Annotated in this window: 18 protein-coding genes; 3 read left to right on the top strand and 15 right to left on the bottom strand. The window is 60.6% G+C overall.

Translation table 11 applies throughout. The annotated features are described in order from the left end of the window. Window positions 1-2: 2 nt before the first annotated feature. Genes HY836_RS06510 through HY836_RS06530 form a run of 5 tightly spaced genes read right to left on the bottom strand, consistent with a single transcriptional unit; the run spans window position 3 to window position 4,325 of the window. Window positions 3-641 carry an SCO family protein gene (locus HY836_RS06510; RefSeq protein WP_290674726.1) on the bottom strand — a complete coding sequence of 213 codons (639 nt, stop codon included), beginning with the start codon at window positions 639-641 and terminating at the stop codon, window positions 3-5. 13 nt (window positions 642-654) lie between these two features. Then, window positions 655-1,587, bottom strand: coding sequence for a heme o synthase (gene cyoE, locus HY836_RS06515; RefSeq protein WP_290674728.1), 933 nt, complete (start codon window positions 1,585-1,587; stop codon window positions 655-657). A 27-nt stretch (window positions 1,588-1,614) separates the two neighbouring features. Further along, window positions 1,615-2,853 (bottom strand): heme A synthase, encoded by a 1,239-nt coding sequence (locus HY836_RS06520; protein WP_290674730.1) that lies wholly within the window; start codon window positions 2,851-2,853, stop codon window positions 1,615-1,617. A 19-nt stretch (window positions 2,854-2,872) separates the two neighbouring features. After that, window positions 2,873-3,553 (bottom strand): hypothetical protein, encoded by a 681-nt coding sequence (locus tag HY836_RS06525; protein ID WP_290674732.1) that lies wholly within the window; start codon window positions 3,551-3,553, stop codon window positions 2,873-2,875. Then, window positions 3,540-4,325, bottom strand: a complete 786-nt coding sequence (locus tag HY836_RS06530; RefSeq protein WP_290674734.1) for an SURF1 family protein — start codon at window positions 4,323-4,325, stop codon at window positions 3,540-3,542. Before HY836_RS06530 ends, HY836_RS06525 begins: the two co-directional genes overlap by 14 nt. A gap of 42 nt (window positions 4,326-4,367) precedes the next feature. Between HY836_RS06530 and HY836_RS06535 the strand changes: the two genes are divergently transcribed. Further along, on the top strand, window positions 4,368-4,586 hold the full coding sequence (locus tag HY836_RS06535; protein ID WP_290674736.1) for a DUF2909 domain-containing protein: 219 nt from the start codon (window positions 4,368-4,370) through the stop codon (window positions 4,584-4,586). 77 nt (window positions 4,587-4,663) lie between these two features. Here the strand turns inward: HY836_RS06535 and HY836_RS06540 are convergent, their stop codons facing one another. From HY836_RS06540 to HY836_RS06570, 7 genes are all read right to left on the bottom strand, one after another. Next, window positions 4,664-5,548, bottom strand: coding sequence for a cytochrome c oxidase subunit 3 (locus HY836_RS06540; RefSeq protein ID WP_290674738.1), 885 nt, complete (start codon window positions 5,546-5,548; stop codon window positions 4,664-4,666). 29 nt (window positions 5,549-5,577) lie between these two features. Continuing rightward, the gene (locus HY836_RS06545) at window positions 5,578-5,808 is read right to left on the bottom strand and encodes a DUF2970 domain-containing protein (protein ID WP_290674740.1); all 231 of its coding nucleotides are present in this window, start codon (window positions 5,806-5,808) and stop codon (window positions 5,578-5,580) included. Between the two features lie 10 nt (window positions 5,809-5,818). Further along, complete coding sequence (locus HY836_RS06550; protein WP_290675058.1) at window positions 5,819-6,382, bottom strand: cytochrome c oxidase assembly protein; 564 nt, start codon at window positions 6,380-6,382, stop codon at window positions 5,819-5,821. A gap of 75 nt (window positions 6,383-6,457) precedes the next feature. After that, window positions 6,458-6,583, bottom strand: coding sequence for a cytochrome oxidase small assembly protein (locus tag HY836_RS06555; protein WP_290674742.1), 126 nt, complete (start codon window positions 6,581-6,583; stop codon window positions 6,458-6,460). 28 nt (window positions 6,584-6,611) lie between these two features. After that, window positions 6,612-8,246, bottom strand: a complete 1,635-nt coding sequence (gene ctaD / locus HY836_RS06560) for a cytochrome c oxidase subunit I (RefSeq protein ID WP_290674744.1) — start codon at window positions 8,244-8,246, stop codon at window positions 6,612-6,614. 38 nt (window positions 8,247-8,284) lie between these two features. Then, complete coding sequence (gene coxB / locus HY836_RS06565; protein ID WP_290675060.1) at window positions 8,285-9,424, bottom strand: cytochrome c oxidase subunit II; 1,140 nt, start codon at window positions 9,422-9,424, stop codon at window positions 8,285-8,287. A gap of 504 nt (window positions 9,425-9,928) precedes the next feature. After that, the gene (locus tag HY836_RS06570) at window positions 9,929-10,786 is read right to left on the bottom strand and encodes a biotin synthase (protein ID WP_290674746.1); all 858 of its coding nucleotides are present in this window, start codon (window positions 10,784-10,786) and stop codon (window positions 9,929-9,931) included. Window positions 10,787-10,944: 158 nt separating this feature from the next. Between HY836_RS06570 and HY836_RS06575 the strand changes: the two genes are divergently transcribed. After that, a complete protein-coding gene (locus HY836_RS06575) occupies window positions 10,945-11,724 on the top strand; it encodes a ComF family protein (RefSeq protein ID WP_290674748.1) in 780 nt (259 codons plus the stop codon). A 138-nt stretch (window positions 11,725-11,862) separates the two neighbouring features. Continuing rightward, window positions 11,863-12,615, top strand: coding sequence for an SDR family oxidoreductase (locus HY836_RS06580; RefSeq protein ID WP_290674750.1), 753 nt, complete (start codon window positions 11,863-11,865; stop codon window positions 12,613-12,615). On the opposite strand, the gene HY836_RS06585 is transcribed toward HY836_RS06580, so the two are convergent. The 3 genes from HY836_RS06585 to HY836_RS06595 all read right to left on the bottom strand — a co-directional run bounded on the left by HY836_RS06585 (window position 12,616) and on the right by HY836_RS06595 (window position 17,793). Next, entirely contained in the window at window positions 12,616-14,748 is a 2,133-nt protein-coding gene (locus HY836_RS06585) for a TonB-dependent receptor (RefSeq protein ID WP_290674752.1), read from the bottom strand. Between the two features lie 107 nt (window positions 14,749-14,855). Further along, window positions 14,856-16,826, bottom strand: a complete 1,971-nt coding sequence (locus HY836_RS06590) for an ATP-binding protein (protein ID WP_290674754.1) — start codon at window positions 16,824-16,826, stop codon at window positions 14,856-14,858. A gap of 58 nt (window positions 16,827-16,884) precedes the next feature. Beyond that, on the bottom strand, window positions 16,885-17,793 hold the full coding sequence (locus HY836_RS06595) for a hypothetical protein (protein WP_290674756.1): 909 nt from the start codon (window positions 17,791-17,793) through the stop codon (window positions 16,885-16,887). Between the last annotated feature and the right edge of the window lie 19 nt (window positions 17,794-17,812).

The raw sequence follows: 17,812 nt of genomic DNA on the forward strand, positions 1-17,812 counted from the left end.
ACTCAGCGCTTGGCCAAAGCCAGCAACTGTTTGATATCGGCCGTCAGGTCTTCCACCTTGGCGCCATAGCGCGAAAACAGGCGCACCTGCCCGTCGGTGTCGAACACGAAGGCACCAGCGGTGTGGTCCATGGTGTAGCCCCCACTCTTGGTCGGCACCTTCTGGTAGAAAACCTTGAACTCGGTCGCCACGGCTTCTGTTTCAGCCAGCGAGCCGCGCAGGCCCACAAAGCTCGGGTCCATGCCCTGCAGATAGGCCTTGAGCACCTCCGCGGTGTCGCGCTCGGGGTCCACCGTCACGAACACACCTTGCAGGCGATCGCCATCCGGCCCCAGGCGCTTGCGCACTTCAGCCAGCTCCGCCATGGTGGTGGGGCACACGTCCGGGCATTGCGTGAAGCCGAAGAACACGAACACCACCTTGCCCTTGAAGTCGCTCAACTGGCGCGGCTTGCCGTCGAAGTCGGTCAGGGCCAGCTTGCGTGCATAAGCGGCACCGGTGATGTCCACCGAGTTGAACTTGAGTGCGGGGGCCTTGGGGTCGGCAGAGGTGCCGGCCTTGTCGCAAGCGGCCAGGGACACGGCCGCAACCACCCCCGCCAGCAACATCGCCCGGCGGGTGAAAGAAAACAGTTTGCTCATCGCATGTGGATCGTCAGATCGTCCAGTAATGGTCGACCAGCAAGGCGGCAAACAGCAGCATCAGGTAGATGATGGAGAAGCGGAAGGTCTTGCGGGCCAGTGCATCACTGTAACGCCGCCAGAGGGCAAAGGCGTACCCCAGGAAGATCACGCCCAGCAGCAAGGCCGACCACAGGTAGATCCAGCTGCTCATGCCGTAGATGAAGGGCAACACACTGCCGGCCAGCAGGATCAGGGTGTAGAGCAGGACATGCAGGCGGGTAAAAGCGTTGCCGTGGGTGACCGGCAGCATGGGCAGACCGGCTCGGGCGTAATCCTCCACACGGTAGAGCGCCAGGGCCCAGAAGTGCGGTGGTGTCCACAGGAAGATGATCAGGCACAGCATCAAGGCTTCAGGCTCGACCGCACCGCGCATGGCGGCCCAACCCAGCACGGGCGGCATCGCGCCGGATGCACCACCGATCACGATGTTCTGCGGCGTCAGCGGCTTGAGCACCACGGTGTAGATCACGGCGTAGCCCACGAAGGTGCCCAGTGTCAGCCACATGGTCAGCGCGTTGACCCACGCCGCCAGGATCACCATGCCGATGCCGCACAGCACCGCGCTGAAGGTCAAGGTCTGCCAACGGGTGAGCTCGCCTCGCGCCGTGGGCCGCCAGGCCGTGCGCTTCATGCGCGCATCGATGCCCTGCTCGATCAGGCAATTGAAAGCCGCCGCAGCCCCCGCCACCAGCCAGATGCCAATGCAGGCAGCCAGCGCCGTCAAGGCTTCGGATTTTGTCGGCACACCCGGTACCGCCAGCAGCATCCCGATGACCGCGCAAAACACGATCAACTGGACCACGCGCGGCTTGGTCAGCACATAGAACTGGCGGAAGGTCGAGGGCGCCGCCGATGCGGCGGGCAGCACGACGTTGTCGGCAGATGAAGCGATGGCGTCAGACATGCATGTCCCCTGGTGTCTGGAGAACCACTATGAGGCCGAGGCCTGCGGTTCACCAGCGTGAAGTCCCTGATGTGGTGGATCCGACAACGCGTTGTACACATCGCCATGCACTGTAGAACGGCTGGCCACAGGCAGTGCGGTGCAAGTCAGCACATGAACCAGGCGCCAGACCATCAGCGCCGCACCGAGTGTGTGCACAAGCGCCGCCACCAGCGGCCAGCCCAGCACCACATTGCTCAGGCCCGTCACCAGTTGCAGCCCGGCCAACCACCACAAGATCTGACCATCACGACGCCAGGGCGTGGATGCATCAGCCGTGCCATCGCGCCAGCGCCGCAAGGCCCCACCATAAACCAGCAAGACCAGCAGCACGAGCACGGCCATCAGGCGATGCGCCACATGGATGGCCGTCAGCGCCGACAAGGTGATGAAAGCGCCCTGCCCGTCACCGCCCAAGGGGCGCAGCAGATGAAAACCGGTCTGGAAGTCCATCTCCGGCCACCATTGCCCCTGACACATCGGCACCTCCGTGCAGGCCAGCACCGCGTAATTCGTGCTGACCCAGGCCCCCAACGCGATCTGGACCGCCAGCAAGGCGAGCACCAGCCATCCGGCCCTGCGCAGAGGGGACGCCGACCATGCCTGGCGAAGCCGCACAGGCATGCCCGCCATGTCCAGCACGCGGACCTGCGCCGTCAACAGCCCCACGCCAAGCATGGCGCCCATCAGATGGCCGGTCACAATGATCGGCTGCAGCTTGAGCGTGACAGTCAGCGCGCCAAAGGCCCCCTGTGCACACACCCAGACCATGGTGGCCGTGGCCCACCAGGGCGACAAGGCCCCGGCACGCCTGCGCAAAGCCCAGGCCGCCACCATCAGACCGGTGATCAAGGCCCCCACGCCTGTGGCCAGATAGCGGTGCCCCATCTCGATCCAGGCCTTGCTGTGCGACACCGGGCCCGAGGGCAAGGCAGCATGCGCGTCACTGATCTGCGCATGGGCAGCGAAGGGGTTGGTCTCCCCGTAGCACCCGGGCCAGTCCGGGCACCCCAGGCCAGAATCCGTCAAACGCGTGAAGGCGCCAAACACGACCAGATCGATCGTCAGAAACAGCGTGAGCACGGTCAACACCCGCTGCCACGCCGGCCAGCCACGCAGACCTTGACGACGCGCGCGCCAGGCCACCACGCTGACGGGCACCAGGGCGATGAGCGCCCCCATGAGCGCGACTTCCAGCGCGGGGTCCAGATTGATCAGGCTGAGCATGCTGCGCCCTGTTTCGATCTCAACGCCCGGGATCGTCCCAGGACTCGTTGGCCTTCATGAGCCGGGCCAGGTCCTTCTTCACACGAGATGGATCGGCATCAGCCGGAAAGCGCATCATCCACTCACCACGCGGGTCAACCAGATAGAGGTGTGAGGCCATCGACTGACCGCCCTCTGGTGCCAGCCAACGCTGAAGATCAGCCTCGCTCGTACGCAATACCCAGGCGTTCTTGAGCCCTTCCAGCAAACCGGAACGTACTGGCACCTGATCAGGGACCAACCAGACTCGGTCAAGCCTGTCCTTGTCCTTGCCCAAGGTTTCGCGCAACTGCCGCTGCAGATACAGTTGACGCTCGCACTGGCGATCGCACGCACCACCGGACACCGCCACCAGGAGCCACTGTCCTTTGAGCGAAGCGGCCTTGACGGAGCGCCCCTCCAGATCGACCAGCGGCATGTCGGCGTCCGCTGGCAAGGGCTTGGGCGGGGTGATCAAGCTGCCATAGTTCACCCGGCCTTGCGGCTTGATCACGTAGTAAGTCAGGTACGAGGCCACCACAGGCGCGGCACAAACGGCCCACACCAGCAGCATCTTCAAACGGCCGGAGCGCGTACGTTGCTGTGGCTCGTTGGCCGCCTTGGGCAGGCTGTGCACACTCAACTGAATGGGGGCGGCCTGCGCAGTATCAGATTGGGACATGGGCACGTGCTCGACGAGGGCGGATGATCTGGAACCAGACGGTGAGCCCGATGGTCAGCGCTGACAGCGCAAACCACTGAGCCGCATAAGCGAGGTGTTTGTCTTGCCCCAGACCTGGCTCGGGCCAGTTCCGGTGCATGACGTCACGTTGTTCAACTGGGGTCTCAGCTTGCACCTGAAGCACCGCGCCAGCCACAGGGACTTGCCCCAGCCAGTTGCGCCAGAACGCCACATCGGCGTTCTGCCTGAGCAGCGGGCCAGGCGCACTCGCCACGGCTGACTCGCTGCCCAGTTGATACGTTCTGGACAGGCCATGGACCACACGCCCCAGCACGCGCACCTTGGCAGCACCAGGTGGCACCTCAGGCAACCGTGTGCGATCACGGACATCACGGGGCAACCAGCCTCGCTCGACGAGCACGATGCGACGGCGGCAGGCGCCCTCGCCGCCATCCAGCAACAAGGGCGTCACCACCACGAAGCCGCTCATGCCATCCATCGGCCGGTTATCCAGGAAAACCGTGCGGTTCGCAAGCCATTGGCCTTCCAGTACAACGGGCTTGTAGGCCGGCAAACGCGACGCATCCAGGCCCCGGTCGCAAGGCCAATCAGCATTCCCCCAAGGGGCCTGACTGAGTTGCGCCTGCATGAGTGCATGTGCCTGCTTCTTTTCATCGGCGCGACTGAGCTGCCAGACACCCAGCCTGGCGGTCAACACGGCACACAACAATGCGGCCAACCAGACCACCACGCGACGCTGCACTGGGGTCATTGCTCCCCTCCGCGCGCGCTGCGACACCCATAATCCGTGTTCATGAAAATCGTGTTCGCATTTGCATTGCTGGCCATTGTGATGGCAATGGTCTTCGCCGGCCGCGCCATGTTGCAGGATGGTCGTGACGGCAAGCCCAAATCAAACCGCATGGTCCATGCACTGGCCTTGCGCGTGGGCTTGTCGATCGCGCTGTTTCTCTTCATCCTGCTGAGCTACAAGATGGGCTGGATTCACCCGACGGGCATCCCGCTGAAGTGAGCCAACAAGAAAGCGCCCATCCGGGCGCTTTGCTTTGCGTGAGGTGAAGGCTGGCGCTGCCGCCTGCCTTCAGCGCATCAGGTCCAGTAAACAATCACGTACAGGCCGAGCCAGACGACGTCCACGAAGTGCCAGTACCAGGCTGCACCTTCGAAGCCGAAGTGCTTGTCTGGCGTGAAATGCCCGCGCATCAGGCGCAGCGTGATGAACAGCAACATCAACATGCCCACAAACACGTGCATGCCGTGAAAGCCAGTGAGCATATAGAAGGTCGAACCGTAGATGCCGGAAGACAGCTTCAGATTCAAGTGGGTATAGGCCTCGTAGTACTCGAAAGCCTGAAAGCCCACAAAGGTGGCACCCAGCAACACGGTCAGCCACATGAAGCCAATCGTCTTGCCCCGCTTGTTCTCGCGCAAGGCGTGGTGCGCGATGGTCAGCGTGACACCTGAGGTCAACAGCAGCGCCGTGTTGATGGTCGGGATCGGCCATGGCCCCATGGTCCTGAAGGGTTCCACCGTACCCGCTGGCGAACCCGTCACGCCCGCCATTTCGGAAGGCCAGATCGCCTTGAAGTCAGGCCACAAGAGTGCATTTTCGATGTCACCCAGATTGGGCAAAACGTGCAGCCTGGCCCAGTACAAGGCCCCAAAGAAGGAGCCAAAGAACATCACCTCCGAGAAGATGAACCAGGCCATGCTCCAGCGGAAAGACACGTCAATGCGATCGCTGTAGAGGCCACTCTCACTCTCCGCAATGGCATCCCCAAACCACTGCTTGAGCACGATGGCCCACCACACGAAACCGCCCAGAACCGAATAGGGCGCCCACTCGACGCCATTGACCCACTGCCCCGCGCCCAACACCACGAAGAACAGCCCGACGGCTGCCATCATCGGGTGGCGCGAAGGCCCTGGCACGAAGTAGTAAGGGGCCTGCCCCTTGTTCACTGCAGTGGACATCTATGTGCTCCTCAAGAAACAACATTCATTCACTGGGCCACTCCGCTCGCGACGATGAATCGCACCAGAAAGACCAGCCCCACAACAAAAATCACAGCCGCCAGCACCCCTGCCACGATCACATGGACCGGGTTGATCTTGGCCACGTCCTGCGCATAGTCCTTGGACTTGCGCACACCAAAGAACGACCACGCCACCGCCTTGAGCGTCTGGGCAAACGAGCCCTTGCGCTGCGCGGCATCGCGCAATTCATCCGTCATACCAATCTCTTCACACAGAACCTTTGGGCGCCATCGGCACCTTGCCACCTACTTCAAAGAAGGTGTATGACAAGGTGATCGTCTGCACATCCTTGGGCAATTTGGGGTCAATCACAAATACCACCGGCCAGCGCTTGCTCTCGCCAGGTTTGAGCTTGTGCTCGCTGAAGCAGAAACACTCCAGCTTGTTGAAATGCGAGGTGGCCTGCTTGGGCGCGTAGCTGGGGATGGCCTGTGCAGCCATCGTGCGATCTTGCCGATTGCGGAATTCATACATCACCGTGGTGACCTCGCCTGGGTGCACACGCACGGAACGAACCTCGGACTTGAAATCCCATGGTCCGCGCGCATTGGCATCGAACTCAACAGTGATGGACCTGCTCAGATCCACTTGCGTGTTGACCTTGGATGTGGCCCGCGCACCAGGGACCTGCTGCTCGGTCAGCGACAACACGTTGATGCCCAGCGCTGCACAGATGTGCTTGTACATGGGCACCATCGCATAGCCAAACCCGAACATCAGGCCCACGATCACGACGAGCTTGCCCACCATGTCCAGATTGGCGCGGCGCAACCAGCTTTGCTTGCGGCCAGCTTCAGATAGTTGATGTGGGTCCGCAATGATCACGACAGGCTCAACCTTGTTGATTCAATGATGCGAGAACATCACCATCTTCGCGACAAAACCTGCGAAGAATGTCACGGCCACGGAAGCCAGGATCAGCGCCAACCTCAGGTTGCGCTGGCGATCGACCGGTGAATACTGCTTGCTCATCACCACACTCCTGTTGATCCTAAGGCCATCAACCGATCACGCGGGTAGCGGTCTCATTCAGCTTGGGCGGGTTCTCAAAGGTATGGAATGGCGCAGGTGATGGCACCTCCCACTCCAGGCCTTCTGCGCCCTCCCACGGCTTGGCGGCGGCAGGCTGCCCCTTGCCACGCATCGCCGGGATCATGACCACAAAGATGAAGTACACCTGCGCGAATCCAAACAAGAAACCACCAACCGACGCAATGGCGTTGAAGTCAGTGAACTGCATCGGGTAATCGGCATAACGACGAGGCATGCCGGCCAGACCCAGGAAGTGCATCGGGAAGAAAGTGATGTTGAACGCGATCAACGACCACCAGAAGTGCAGCTTGCCCTTCCACTCGGGCACCATGACACCAGTCCACTTCGGCGCCCAATAATAGAAGCCGGCGAACAAGGCAAACAAGGAACCTGCCACCAGCACGTAGTGGAAGTGGGCCACGACGTAGTAGGTGTCCTGAATCTGGATGTCGATGGGGGCGACCGAACAGATCAGCCCGGTGAAGCCACCCATCGTGAACACGAAGATGAAGCCCACGGCCCACAGCATCGGGCTCTCGAAGGTCATCGAACCGCGCCACATGGTGGCCACCCAGTTGAAGACCTTCACGCCCGTAGGTACCGAGATCAGCATCGTGGCGTACATGAAGAAAAGCTGGCCAGTCACCGGCATGCCCGTGGCAAACATGTGGTGTGCCCACACGATGAAGCTCAGGATGGCGATCGAGGCGGTGGCATAAACCATCGAGGTATAGCCAAACAACTGCTTGCGTGCAAAGGCCGGCACGATCTGACTGATGATGCCGAAGGCCGGCAAGATCATGATGTAGACCTCTGGGTGACCGAAGAACCAGAAGATGTGCTGGTACATCACCGGGTCGCCACCACCAGCGGGGTTGAAGAAGCTGGTACCAAAGTGGCGATCCGTCAGCGTCATCGTGATGGCGCCGGCCAGCACAGGCATCACGGCGATCAGCAGATAGGCGGTGATCAGCCAGGTCCAGGCGAACATCGGCATCTTCATCAGCGTCATGCCGGGGGCACGCATGTTGAGGATGGTCACGATGATGTTGATCGAGCCCATGATGGAGCTCGCACCCATGATGTGCATGGCAAAGATGCCGGCGTCCATCGAGGGGCCCATCTGCAGGGTCAGTGGCGCGTACAGCGTCCAGCCGGCAGCGGGTGCACCACCAGGCAGGAAAAAAGAACCAACCAGCAGCAGCGAAGCGGGAATCAACAACCAGAAGCTGAAGTTGTTCATCCGCGCAAAGGCCATGTCGGAGGCACCGATCTGCAACGGGATCATCCAGTTGGCCATGCCCACAAAGGCCGGCATGATGGCCCCGAACACCATGATGATGCCGTGCATGGTGGTGAACTGGTTGAACAGTTCGGGGTTCATGATCTGCAGGCCTGGCTGGAACAGCTCGGCGCGGATACCCAGTGCCAGCACGCCGCCGATCATCAGCATGGTCAGCGAGAACAGCAGGTACAGGGTACCGATGTCCTTGTGGTTGGTGGCATAGACCCAGCGCCGCCAGCCATGGGGATGACCGTGGTCATCATGACCATGTGCCTGGTCATGCCCGTGGCCGCCGTGGTCAATAACTGTGCTGCTCATATCGTGTCCTTTCTGATCCTGATGGGTTCAAGCACGCTTCACTTGCGCGCGGCCAGCACTTCCGACGGCTGCACCGTCTGGCCGGTCTTGTTGGACCAGTGGTTCTTGGTATAAGTGATCACGGCAGCGATCTCGGTATCAGACAACTGCTTCCAGGCGGGCATGATGTTGTTCTGCCCATTGAGCATCACTTGAATCTGTACCGACTTGTCTTCGCTCAGCACCTTGGGCGAGCCATCAATCGGCTTGACCGCACCTGCACCCTTGCCATTCGCCTGGTGGCAAGCTGCACAGTTGGCGTTGTAGACCTTCTCACCACGCGCCAGCAAATCCGACTGTGTCCACACCTTGCTGGGATCATCGGCCTTGGCTGCCAGTTCTTTCTGGCGCTCGGCCACCCACTTGGTGTAATCCTCGGCGCTCAGCACCTTCACATGGATAGGCATATAGGCGTGCTCCTTGCCGCAAAGCTCGGCGCACTGCCCATAGAAATCACCTGTCTTTTCCGCACGAAACCATGTGTCGCGCACAAAGCCAGGGATGGCATCCTGCTTGATGCCAAAGGCTGGCACCATGAAGGAGTGGATCACGTCATTGGCCGTGGTGATGATGCGGATCTTCTTGTCGACCGGCACCACCAGAGGGTTGTCCACCTTCAGCAGGTAGTTATCCCCTTGAGGGGTGCCAGAATCTGACAGCGCACGCTGCGAGGCATCCAGCGTCGAGATGAACTGAACACCCTCGCCTTCACCCTTGAGGTAGTCGTAGCCCCATTTCCACTGATAGCCGGTGGCCTTGACGGTGATGTCGGCATTCGTGGTGTCCTTCATGGCCACCACCACCTTGGTTGCTGGCAAGGCCATGCCGATCACGATCAGGAAGGGGATCACCGTCCAGACGATTTCCACGGTCGTCGACTCATGGAAATCAGCTGCCTTGTGTCCTTTCGACTTGCGGTGCGCATAGATCGAATAGAACATGACGCCGAACACGGCTATAAAAATCGCACCACAGATGTAGAGCAACAAGTAGTGAAGCGACTGCTGCTCGGCAGCGATCTTCGTGACGGGATTCGGCAAGTCCAGCTGCCTGACCCCAGGCCCGCCAGGCAGGTCATTGACCGCCCAGCTAACCTGAGCCATCAGCCCCATCAATGCCACTGCAGCTGCCTGCGCCATGGAAGTCACACGGGACTGACGCCACCGTGCAGACGACATCCGACTCACTCTGTATCCAGGATCTTTGATCATGTCTTGGCTCGTCTAGGATTGAACGCGGTCATTACTGCGGGGCATGCAAAAGACCTGGCGCCTGACCGGGCACCAGTCAGCCCGTCAATTACCCTGGTGCCGTAGTGCCAAGCTCAACGCTTTCGCTGGCTTGATCGACAAAGCAGAGCTCACCCCGAACCTCATTGCTGAGGGCGACATCAACCTAACGGGCAACAAGGAGGCGACATGCGCGCCAATATTCCTAGACCACACAGGCAGTGTCCGGAGGGCGACCCCGGATGGTTGGTTGAACGTTGGTTGATGCGGTGCACCATCCAAAAATTTCAATTCATTCTAGCCAGCCACTTGAGGCGCCTCAATACGCAATCCAGGCAGAAGTGCTATGAATAACCCGCAGTTCGCACAAGAATCAAAAAGCACCGATACAACGGCGCCACAACCCTATCAGGGCTAGCCCTGCTTGCGAACCATGCGCCTCATGTCGTCTAGAGACACACGCGTTTCCGGCTCGAGTCTGATCCTGGGTTCCGGCTTGATGGCATGCCCGTAGACCACCTCGATGGTCAAGCCCAAACGGCCGTCCGGCCGAGCAAGCCGCCGCACCAGCAGATTCAGCAGCTCATCACGCCATCGCGGCGTTTTCAAGCCGGCATGACGACCCACAGCCACATTACCCCCCCATGTACGCAACTCCTTGAGCATGGCCTGCGGCGTCTCCCAGGTCAATGTCAGGCGCTCCATGTCCATCACCGGATCAGCGAAACCGGCCTTGACCAGTTCATCCCCCAGATCGTGCATGTCGATGAAATCAATGGTGGGCAAGGGCCAATCCATGGCACGGTAGAGGGCGCGCAGTTCCCTCGCCGTATCCGGCCCCAGCCCGGAGCACATCAAAAAGCCACCGACGGCCAGTTGCCGATGCCATTGGCGCATCATGGCTGCCAGATCCGAATGCGCATGCAGGCACATGTTCGCCCACAGCATTTGCGCACCACCAGGCAACCAGGGCGCCTGGGTCAGCTCATCAGCCAGCCAGGCTTTGGGCGCTTCCTTGCGCCACAGCGCCTTCCAGCTGCGCGTGGCGCCCTGCCCCAATGCCAGCTGACTGCGCTGGCACAACTCCTCGGTGGATTCGACCACCCAGCGCTGAGCCTGCGGGTAGCAGGCAGAGACAAGGTCACCACTCGCCCCGAGAAACGCTGACCAGTCGATCCAGTTTTGCGGTTGCAGCTTGATGGGCGCCAGCTTGTCAGCCAGGCGTCGACCAACCTCCCGGTGGAGCCAGGGCGCTTCGCTCAAGGATGCCATGCGCCTTGCCTGCCTCCAAAGCGCCACATCGCTCGGCGCGCAGGGCTCGTGCGTTGAAGCAATTGGATCAGCAGGCGACTTAGACGACATGGAAAACGAATCGGAAGCCCCCACAGAGGGCGATATGAGCAAGGAAGCCTCAACAGTATATTGATCGGATGCTTTCCGCCTGGCTCGCAAGGGCATCCTTTTCCCGACACCTTCCTGCGGCCGTCCGCACCATCGCCACCCCTCGCGGCGGTCAATGCCACATTTGCAGGCGCTGGCAATCCCACGCCATCTGCTCGACCTGCCTGACGGTCTGGCAATGCGCTATCCGTCGCTGCCAGCGCTGCGCCATCACCCTGCCCGCCGCGCACCATGACGACGTCTGCTCCTCGTGCGAAGACGTCACGCCAGAGTTTGACAGAGCGATTGCCGCCGTCGACTATGACGGACCATGGCCGGAACTGCTGACACGACTGAAATTCAACGGAGCCACCGCCCTGGCGCGCCCCCTGGCCACCATGTTGGCCGAACGCATTCACGAACGACGCGCGCAGGCTGACCTCATCGTCCCCGTACCCCTGTCCCGTCAGCGCATGACGGAGCGAGGCTACAACCAATCCTGGTTGCTGGCCAAACACATCGAACGGCAACTGGCGGTGGCAGCACGGTTCGACGTGCTGACCAGACGGCAACACACACAACGCCTCATGAGCCTGAGCGCGCAAGAGCGCGCCCTTCAGATCCGAGATGCCTTTGAGATCACATCAGCGGGGCAGGCGTTGATCGGCGGCCGACATGTGGCCATCGTCGATGACGTGATGACCACCGGAGCCACCCTGGACGCCTGCGCCCGAACACTGTTGGAGGCTGGTGCACGCAGCGTCTCGGCGTGGGTGGTGGCCCGCACGCCGCAGCCTGGGCGACACGCCAACCAAAGCGCCCAGGCATGATCAGTTGCCGAGGCTTGGCCATATCGCAACACTACCCCCTTTGATCAGGTGGCATCAAGCCCCTCCTACTTAGATCGGGTGTACCCCCGAGCTGATCGGTTCACTACGATGCGGGACTTCCAGCAGTAAGGAATTCCCATGCAGAAACTTTCCGGCAAGACCGCTTTGATCACGGGCGGCAACAGTGGCATTGGCCTGGCAACAGCCAAACTCTTCGTGGAGCAAGGCGCCAGAGTGACCATCACTGGCCGAGACGCCACATCGCTCGAGCAGGCGCGCGCCTCGCTGGGGGCTGACGTGCTGGCGCTGCGCAGCGATGCTGGCAAGGTCAGCGAAATCGAGCAGTTGATGTCCACCGTCGGAGAACATTTCGGGCAACTGGACGTGTTGCTTCTCAACGCCGCAGCTGGTAGCCCCGCCCCCATCGACCTGACCACGGAGGAGCAGTTCGACGCCATGTCAGCCATCTCCTTCAAGGGCGTGTTTTTTGCCATTCAGAAGGCTGCGCCCTTGATGCGCCAAGGCGGATCGATCATCGTGACCACCTCGATCACCAATCAGGTCGGCGCCCCCAATTTTGCCGTGTATGCCGCCTGCAAGGCCGCTGCACGCTCGCTGGTGCAAACCGCCAGTCTGGAGCTGGCTGGCCGCGGCATCCGCGTCAATGCCATCAGCCCCGGCCCCATCGACACACCAGGCTTCGGCCGCTGGGACGTGCCCAAAGAGGTGGTGGATGCAGCCCGCACGGAGTTCACCAATCGTTCACCGAGCAAGCGCTTTGGTACCGCACATGAAGTCGCCGAGGCCGCGCTTTATCTGGCCTCGGATGCATCGACTTATGTTGTGGGCGCCGAACTGGTGATCGATGGCGGCATCAGCTTGCTGATGTGATCACAAGCGATAGGTGATCTGCACAAAAAATGACCGTCCCGCCAGGGGCAGATCATTCGGAACAAGCACTGGCATGGGATGCCCCGGCGAATACAAGCTGGGCTCCCTGGCGTCCGCATTGAAGAGATTGCGCACAGAAGCCGCCACATCCCAGCTGCTCTTGCTGCGATGCGTGCGCAAGGTCAGATCGACCGTCGTGTAGTCAGCAATTTGCGGCCTGGTGTCGCCCGGGGCGCGCTCACGGTCGGCCACGTAGTTAACCTGGCCACTGAGAACGAGCCCGCTCGCAAAACCCCAGTCAGCCTTGGCAAAGGCATGATGGTGCGGCGCATAACCGGCATCCTCACCAGTGGTCTCGTCGGTTGAGCGTTGATGAGCGTAGTTGCCAACAAGGCGAACGTTGCTCAGCAGATCATGCGTCGCCTCCAGCTCAAACCCCTGCCCGACTTGCGTGCCCGTGTTGCTCCGCGTAGCGGGAAAACCGGCGGTACGGATGATGTCCTTCATGGCGTAGCGAAATACGCTCAACTGCAACTGTGTATCAGGTCGAGCCTGCCACGCAAAGGCAGCCTCCAGCGTGTCGATGATCTCGGGCTTCAGACCAGGGTTCCCGCGCAACACGGGATTGTTGATGCTGTAACGCTCGGAAAAGGATGGCGCCCGAAAGGCGCGCCCATACAGCACCTTGGCGGTCACATCCAGACTGGCATCCCAAACCAGCGCCGCACGCGGATTGGTCGTCCCACCGAAATCTGAATATCGGTCATGACGCAAGCCCGCCGTCAACGCCCAATCTCTGGCGAAATTCCATTCATCCTGCGCATAAACGTACCGCACGATGCGACGGCGAGGAACCAGAAATGAATCTTCGATAGCCACCTCAGTCAGCGGCGTCACCATGAAGTTTGGCAGGAAGGCAAAGTTCTTGAACTCCTGCGTCCGGTACATATTGAGGTCATCTTGCCCCACACCGACACGCATGCGGTGCCCGGCCCAACCGGAGTAGGATGCCACGACAGACACACGCTGCTGGCGCTCCCAGGTATTGGGCGCGCCCAGCATGCCTTCCGGAAACAGAACCGGGTCCTGGCCATAGATCACCGCACCAGGCGGATACACCTGAAGCGGCTGAGGATAGGTGGTGATGTACTCGAAGTAACTGGCCGTCAGCCCCAGCTTCCAGTTCTGAGCGAGCTCAATGTCGGTCCAGGAAAAGTCGGCGTTGTAGCGTTCAGTGCGCCCTCTTCCCACCGGATCCAGCGCGCTGCCAGCACCACCACCAAGGCCAATGCGATCCCGCAAACGGTAGCCGGCGCGCAGGCGCAGCTTGTCGTAAGCCAGATCAATGCTGCTGTCGACGGCTCCACGACCCACACTCACAGAACCCGGCGCATGGCTGACCTGGGTCGAGGCAAGTGAATCATTGAGCGTCTGCGCATCGGCGTCCACTCGCCCCTTGAAACCTTCGGTCGAGCCAACCCTCACATAACCAGCAACATCGAACGGGCCAATCTTGCCGCCGTGCAGCGCCCAGGCATCTGCGGTTTTGAACGAACCGGCACGCATGCCCAATTCGGTTCCGGCCACATCTGCCGCCGACTTGGTGATGATATTGATCACGCCTGAATAGGCATCGGCACCATACAGCGCCGACCCAGGGCCGCGAATGACCTCTATGCGCGCCACATTTTCAAGTGGCAAGCCAGCCCAGGCATTACCTCGGTTACCAATGAACATCATGGTCAAAGGCACGCCGTTCTGCAGCACCAAGGTCTGGGCATTGAACTCGCTGTAAATACCCCGAAAAATGTACAAGGGGTTGTAGCCCTGAACATTGCGGCCGACGTGGATGCCTGGCACCGACTCCAGCACCTCATCCAGGTCGGTCGCGCCCATGGCAGCGATGTCTTCGGCGGTGATGACCGTCGCCACAGCTGGCGCACGCCGCAGGGGCAACTGACTACCGGTTGCGATGCTGACCGTAGACTTGTCACCAAACGCCTGGGACAGCTCTTCTTCTTCGCTGCCAACCTGTGCATAGGCTCCAGACGACGTCAGGGGCAACATGCACGCCACAGCATACGAGATGGCACGACTTGCAGCACCTCGACGCACGGAAACGAAACAGCTCATTATTCGATTCCTGAAATTTTGCACCGCGCCGATTGTGTGTCTTCCATAGGAATTTGGGAAGTGCGATTCCACCAACCTGTGCCTGTGCACGACACCTTTTGTGCTTATCAGGCCTGCGAGACCCAGGTCAGGGACAAGCAGCGACCCAGGTTACTCAGTAGCACGGCGTTATCGAAAGGTTTGGACATGAACATGGTGGCGCCCGCCTCCAAGGCCTGATCACGATGTGTGTGAGACGCGTTGGCCGACAAGGCGATGACAGGCAAAGTTTTACCTATCTCGGTCTCACGAAGACGGCGGGTTGCTTCCAGACCATCCATCACGGGCATAGCCAGATCCATGAGCACCAGGTCTGGCGGTGTCGACAAGACCTTCTCCAGCGCATCCTGACCATGAACTGCATCCAGGGTCTCGAAGCCCAAAGCTCCCAGCAACTCAGTCAGCATGTCGCGATTGGCGGCAACATCATCCACGACCAGAATGCGCCGACGAGGCCCTTCATAGCCCACGGCCCTGACAACAGGTACGCCTGCATACTTGTCCAACGACTCAGCCAGGGGCAAAGTCAACTCAAACCAGAACAGACTGCCCGCGCCGATCTCACTCTTGAGATGAAGCTCCCCCCCCATCAGGCGAACCAGTTGTCGGCTGATGGCCAAACCCAAACCTGTACCCGCCGCACGGCTGCGCGCGTCGCCAGCCTGCTCGAAAGGTTCGAATACGCGCTGCTGGTCTTCGCTGCGAATGCCAACGCCTGAGTCCTGGACCTCAAAGCGAACGCGTGCCTTCTTGCCGGCGCCATCCAAAGATACCAGCTTGATATTCAGGCTGACGATGCCCGACATCGTGAACTTGACCGCGTTGCTAAGCAAGTTGAGCAGGACCTGACGCAAACGCTTCTCATCAACCATCAAAGCGGCAGGCAAGTCTTCGCCGCAGTCGGTCAGGAAGGTCAACTGCTTCTCCGCTGCCTTGATGCGGATGATGTCGTCCAGCATGGCAGCGAGTGTCCGCGGATCAACAGGCGTCGGCCTCAAGTCGGTCTTGCCCGCTTCAATCTGGGAGAGATCCAGAATATCTACGATCAACATCAGGAGGTGCTCGCCACTGCCGTGTATGGTGTTGAGGCAGTTGAGTTGCCTGTCTGTCAAGCTACGATCCATCTTGAGGATCTGCGCGTAACCCATGATGGCATTCAATGGCGTGCGCAACTCGTGGCTCATGCGCGCCAGGAAATCCGATTTGGCCTGACTGGCCACTTCCGCGCGATCCTTGGCCATGCGCAACTCGGTCGTACGGTCCCGCACCAGTTCTTCCAGATGCCCTCGGTGGCGTTCGAGCTCATCGCCTCGCTCCTGCAGCGCCGAGATCATCTGGTTGAAGGCTTGCGCCATGGTCTGGATATCGCGCGGACCATCCACCGCGGTGCGGACCTGCACATCGCCCTGCTCTGCTCTGGCCATGGCACTGGACAGCGAATTGAGCGGGCGGGTCAGCCTGGCGCTCAGCAGCCGAATCACCACCAGAAAAACGGCCGCAAAGAAAAACGACGACAGGATGTTGACCATAAAGATGTTGGCCACCATCCTCGTCAACGTGCTCTTGCTCATGACGACCACTGCGTGGCCCAGCAATTCATCCGTGGGCGCAACCACGTCAAATGGGGTCTCCTGACGCGTGGACCACACAGGGGCCACAAAGCGCCAGGCATCATCCGACTCACTCTCCAGATACGCGTCGCGGGTGGCCGGCTGCATCGACACAGGCTTGTCCGCCTCTCCTTTGGGCAGCACGCCTTTGGCCAACAAGTTACCGCCGTCCGTCTTGAGCACCTCTACGCGCAAGACATCCGGAAAGGCCAAGGTAGCAGCTACGGCTTCCGCCACATTCTCGGGCGAGCCGGACAGCAAGGCCAGCTTGCTTTGCGTAGCCAGGCTGGCGGCCATGCGCATGCTTTGCTGGATGAGGTTGTCACGGACCTGACGGCTACCCTGCCATGCACTGCCCATGGATGAGAACAAGGCCAGACAGAGCACCCCCACCGTCATGGCGATGCCAAGCTGCTGCTGGAAGGTCATGGCTCTCAGTAGCCGATTGAGCTGCCGCGATGGGAGCGAGGTCTGTGCACCTGTCATCTCATTGCTCCGGTAATACTAAATGGATGCGCTGCTGAGAGGCGCGCAGGTCAATGCCGAGGTGCTCGGCCGTGCGGGTATTGACCGCCGTCAATACCTGCTTGAGGGCATGAATGCCGCGCGGTTGGGGGCTACTGGCAGACATTGAGGCCAGGGCGGCACCAGCCAGATATCGCCCAATTTCTGCGTTGTCCGGATAGAGCGCGAACAGCACACCTCGCCGCACATGCATCACGTTGCTGGAGAAAACAACAAACCCTTGATTCCAGGACTCTCGCAAAATCAGAGGTAGCACAGCGGATTCGTCGACCGTGGTCGAATCCTGCGGCAGCCACAGCACGTCACGTTTTGGATTGAGGGTGCCGAGCACTTCCTGATAGCGTCGAACCGCAACCTTCAGATCGTCAGCCTCCAGCGCCAGCAATTCCAGCCCTTGCGCCTTGGCCCCATCACGGGCCAACCTGATGAGCCAGTCATTCTGGCGTGGGTCATACACGACGACCACCCTCTTCGCTCCTGGCATGAAGGACTTCAAGCGGGCAAACAGCAAGGCCGGATCCGGCGCCAGGCTTTGAACCATCATGCCTTGGGTATCCGACTCAGGCACCGACAGCACCCCGCCGGCCACCACATTGATATGACGATCCAGCGTGGAGGCCACCTTCAGGCCACTGCGACCCAGCGCAATGACAGCACGCACGTTGCGGTGCCTCAACTCGTCGGACAGTGCAGGCGGACTGGCGCCCATCGCAATGGGGAACGTGGCCACCTTGCTTCGCGCGCGATCTTCAATGCCTTCAATGATGGAGGCAAACACGCTGCGGTAGGGCTCGCCAATATCGGGGTAGACCACAGCCAGGCCAGATCGAGACACATCGTCTTCAGCGGCGACGGCCAAGCTGGCGTACATGAGACCACTCAGTACCGCC

This window comes from Aquabacterium sp. (assembly GCF_016234775.1).
Taxonomy (GTDB): domain Bacteria; phylum Pseudomonadota; class Gammaproteobacteria; order Burkholderiales; family Burkholderiaceae_C; genus Aquabacterium.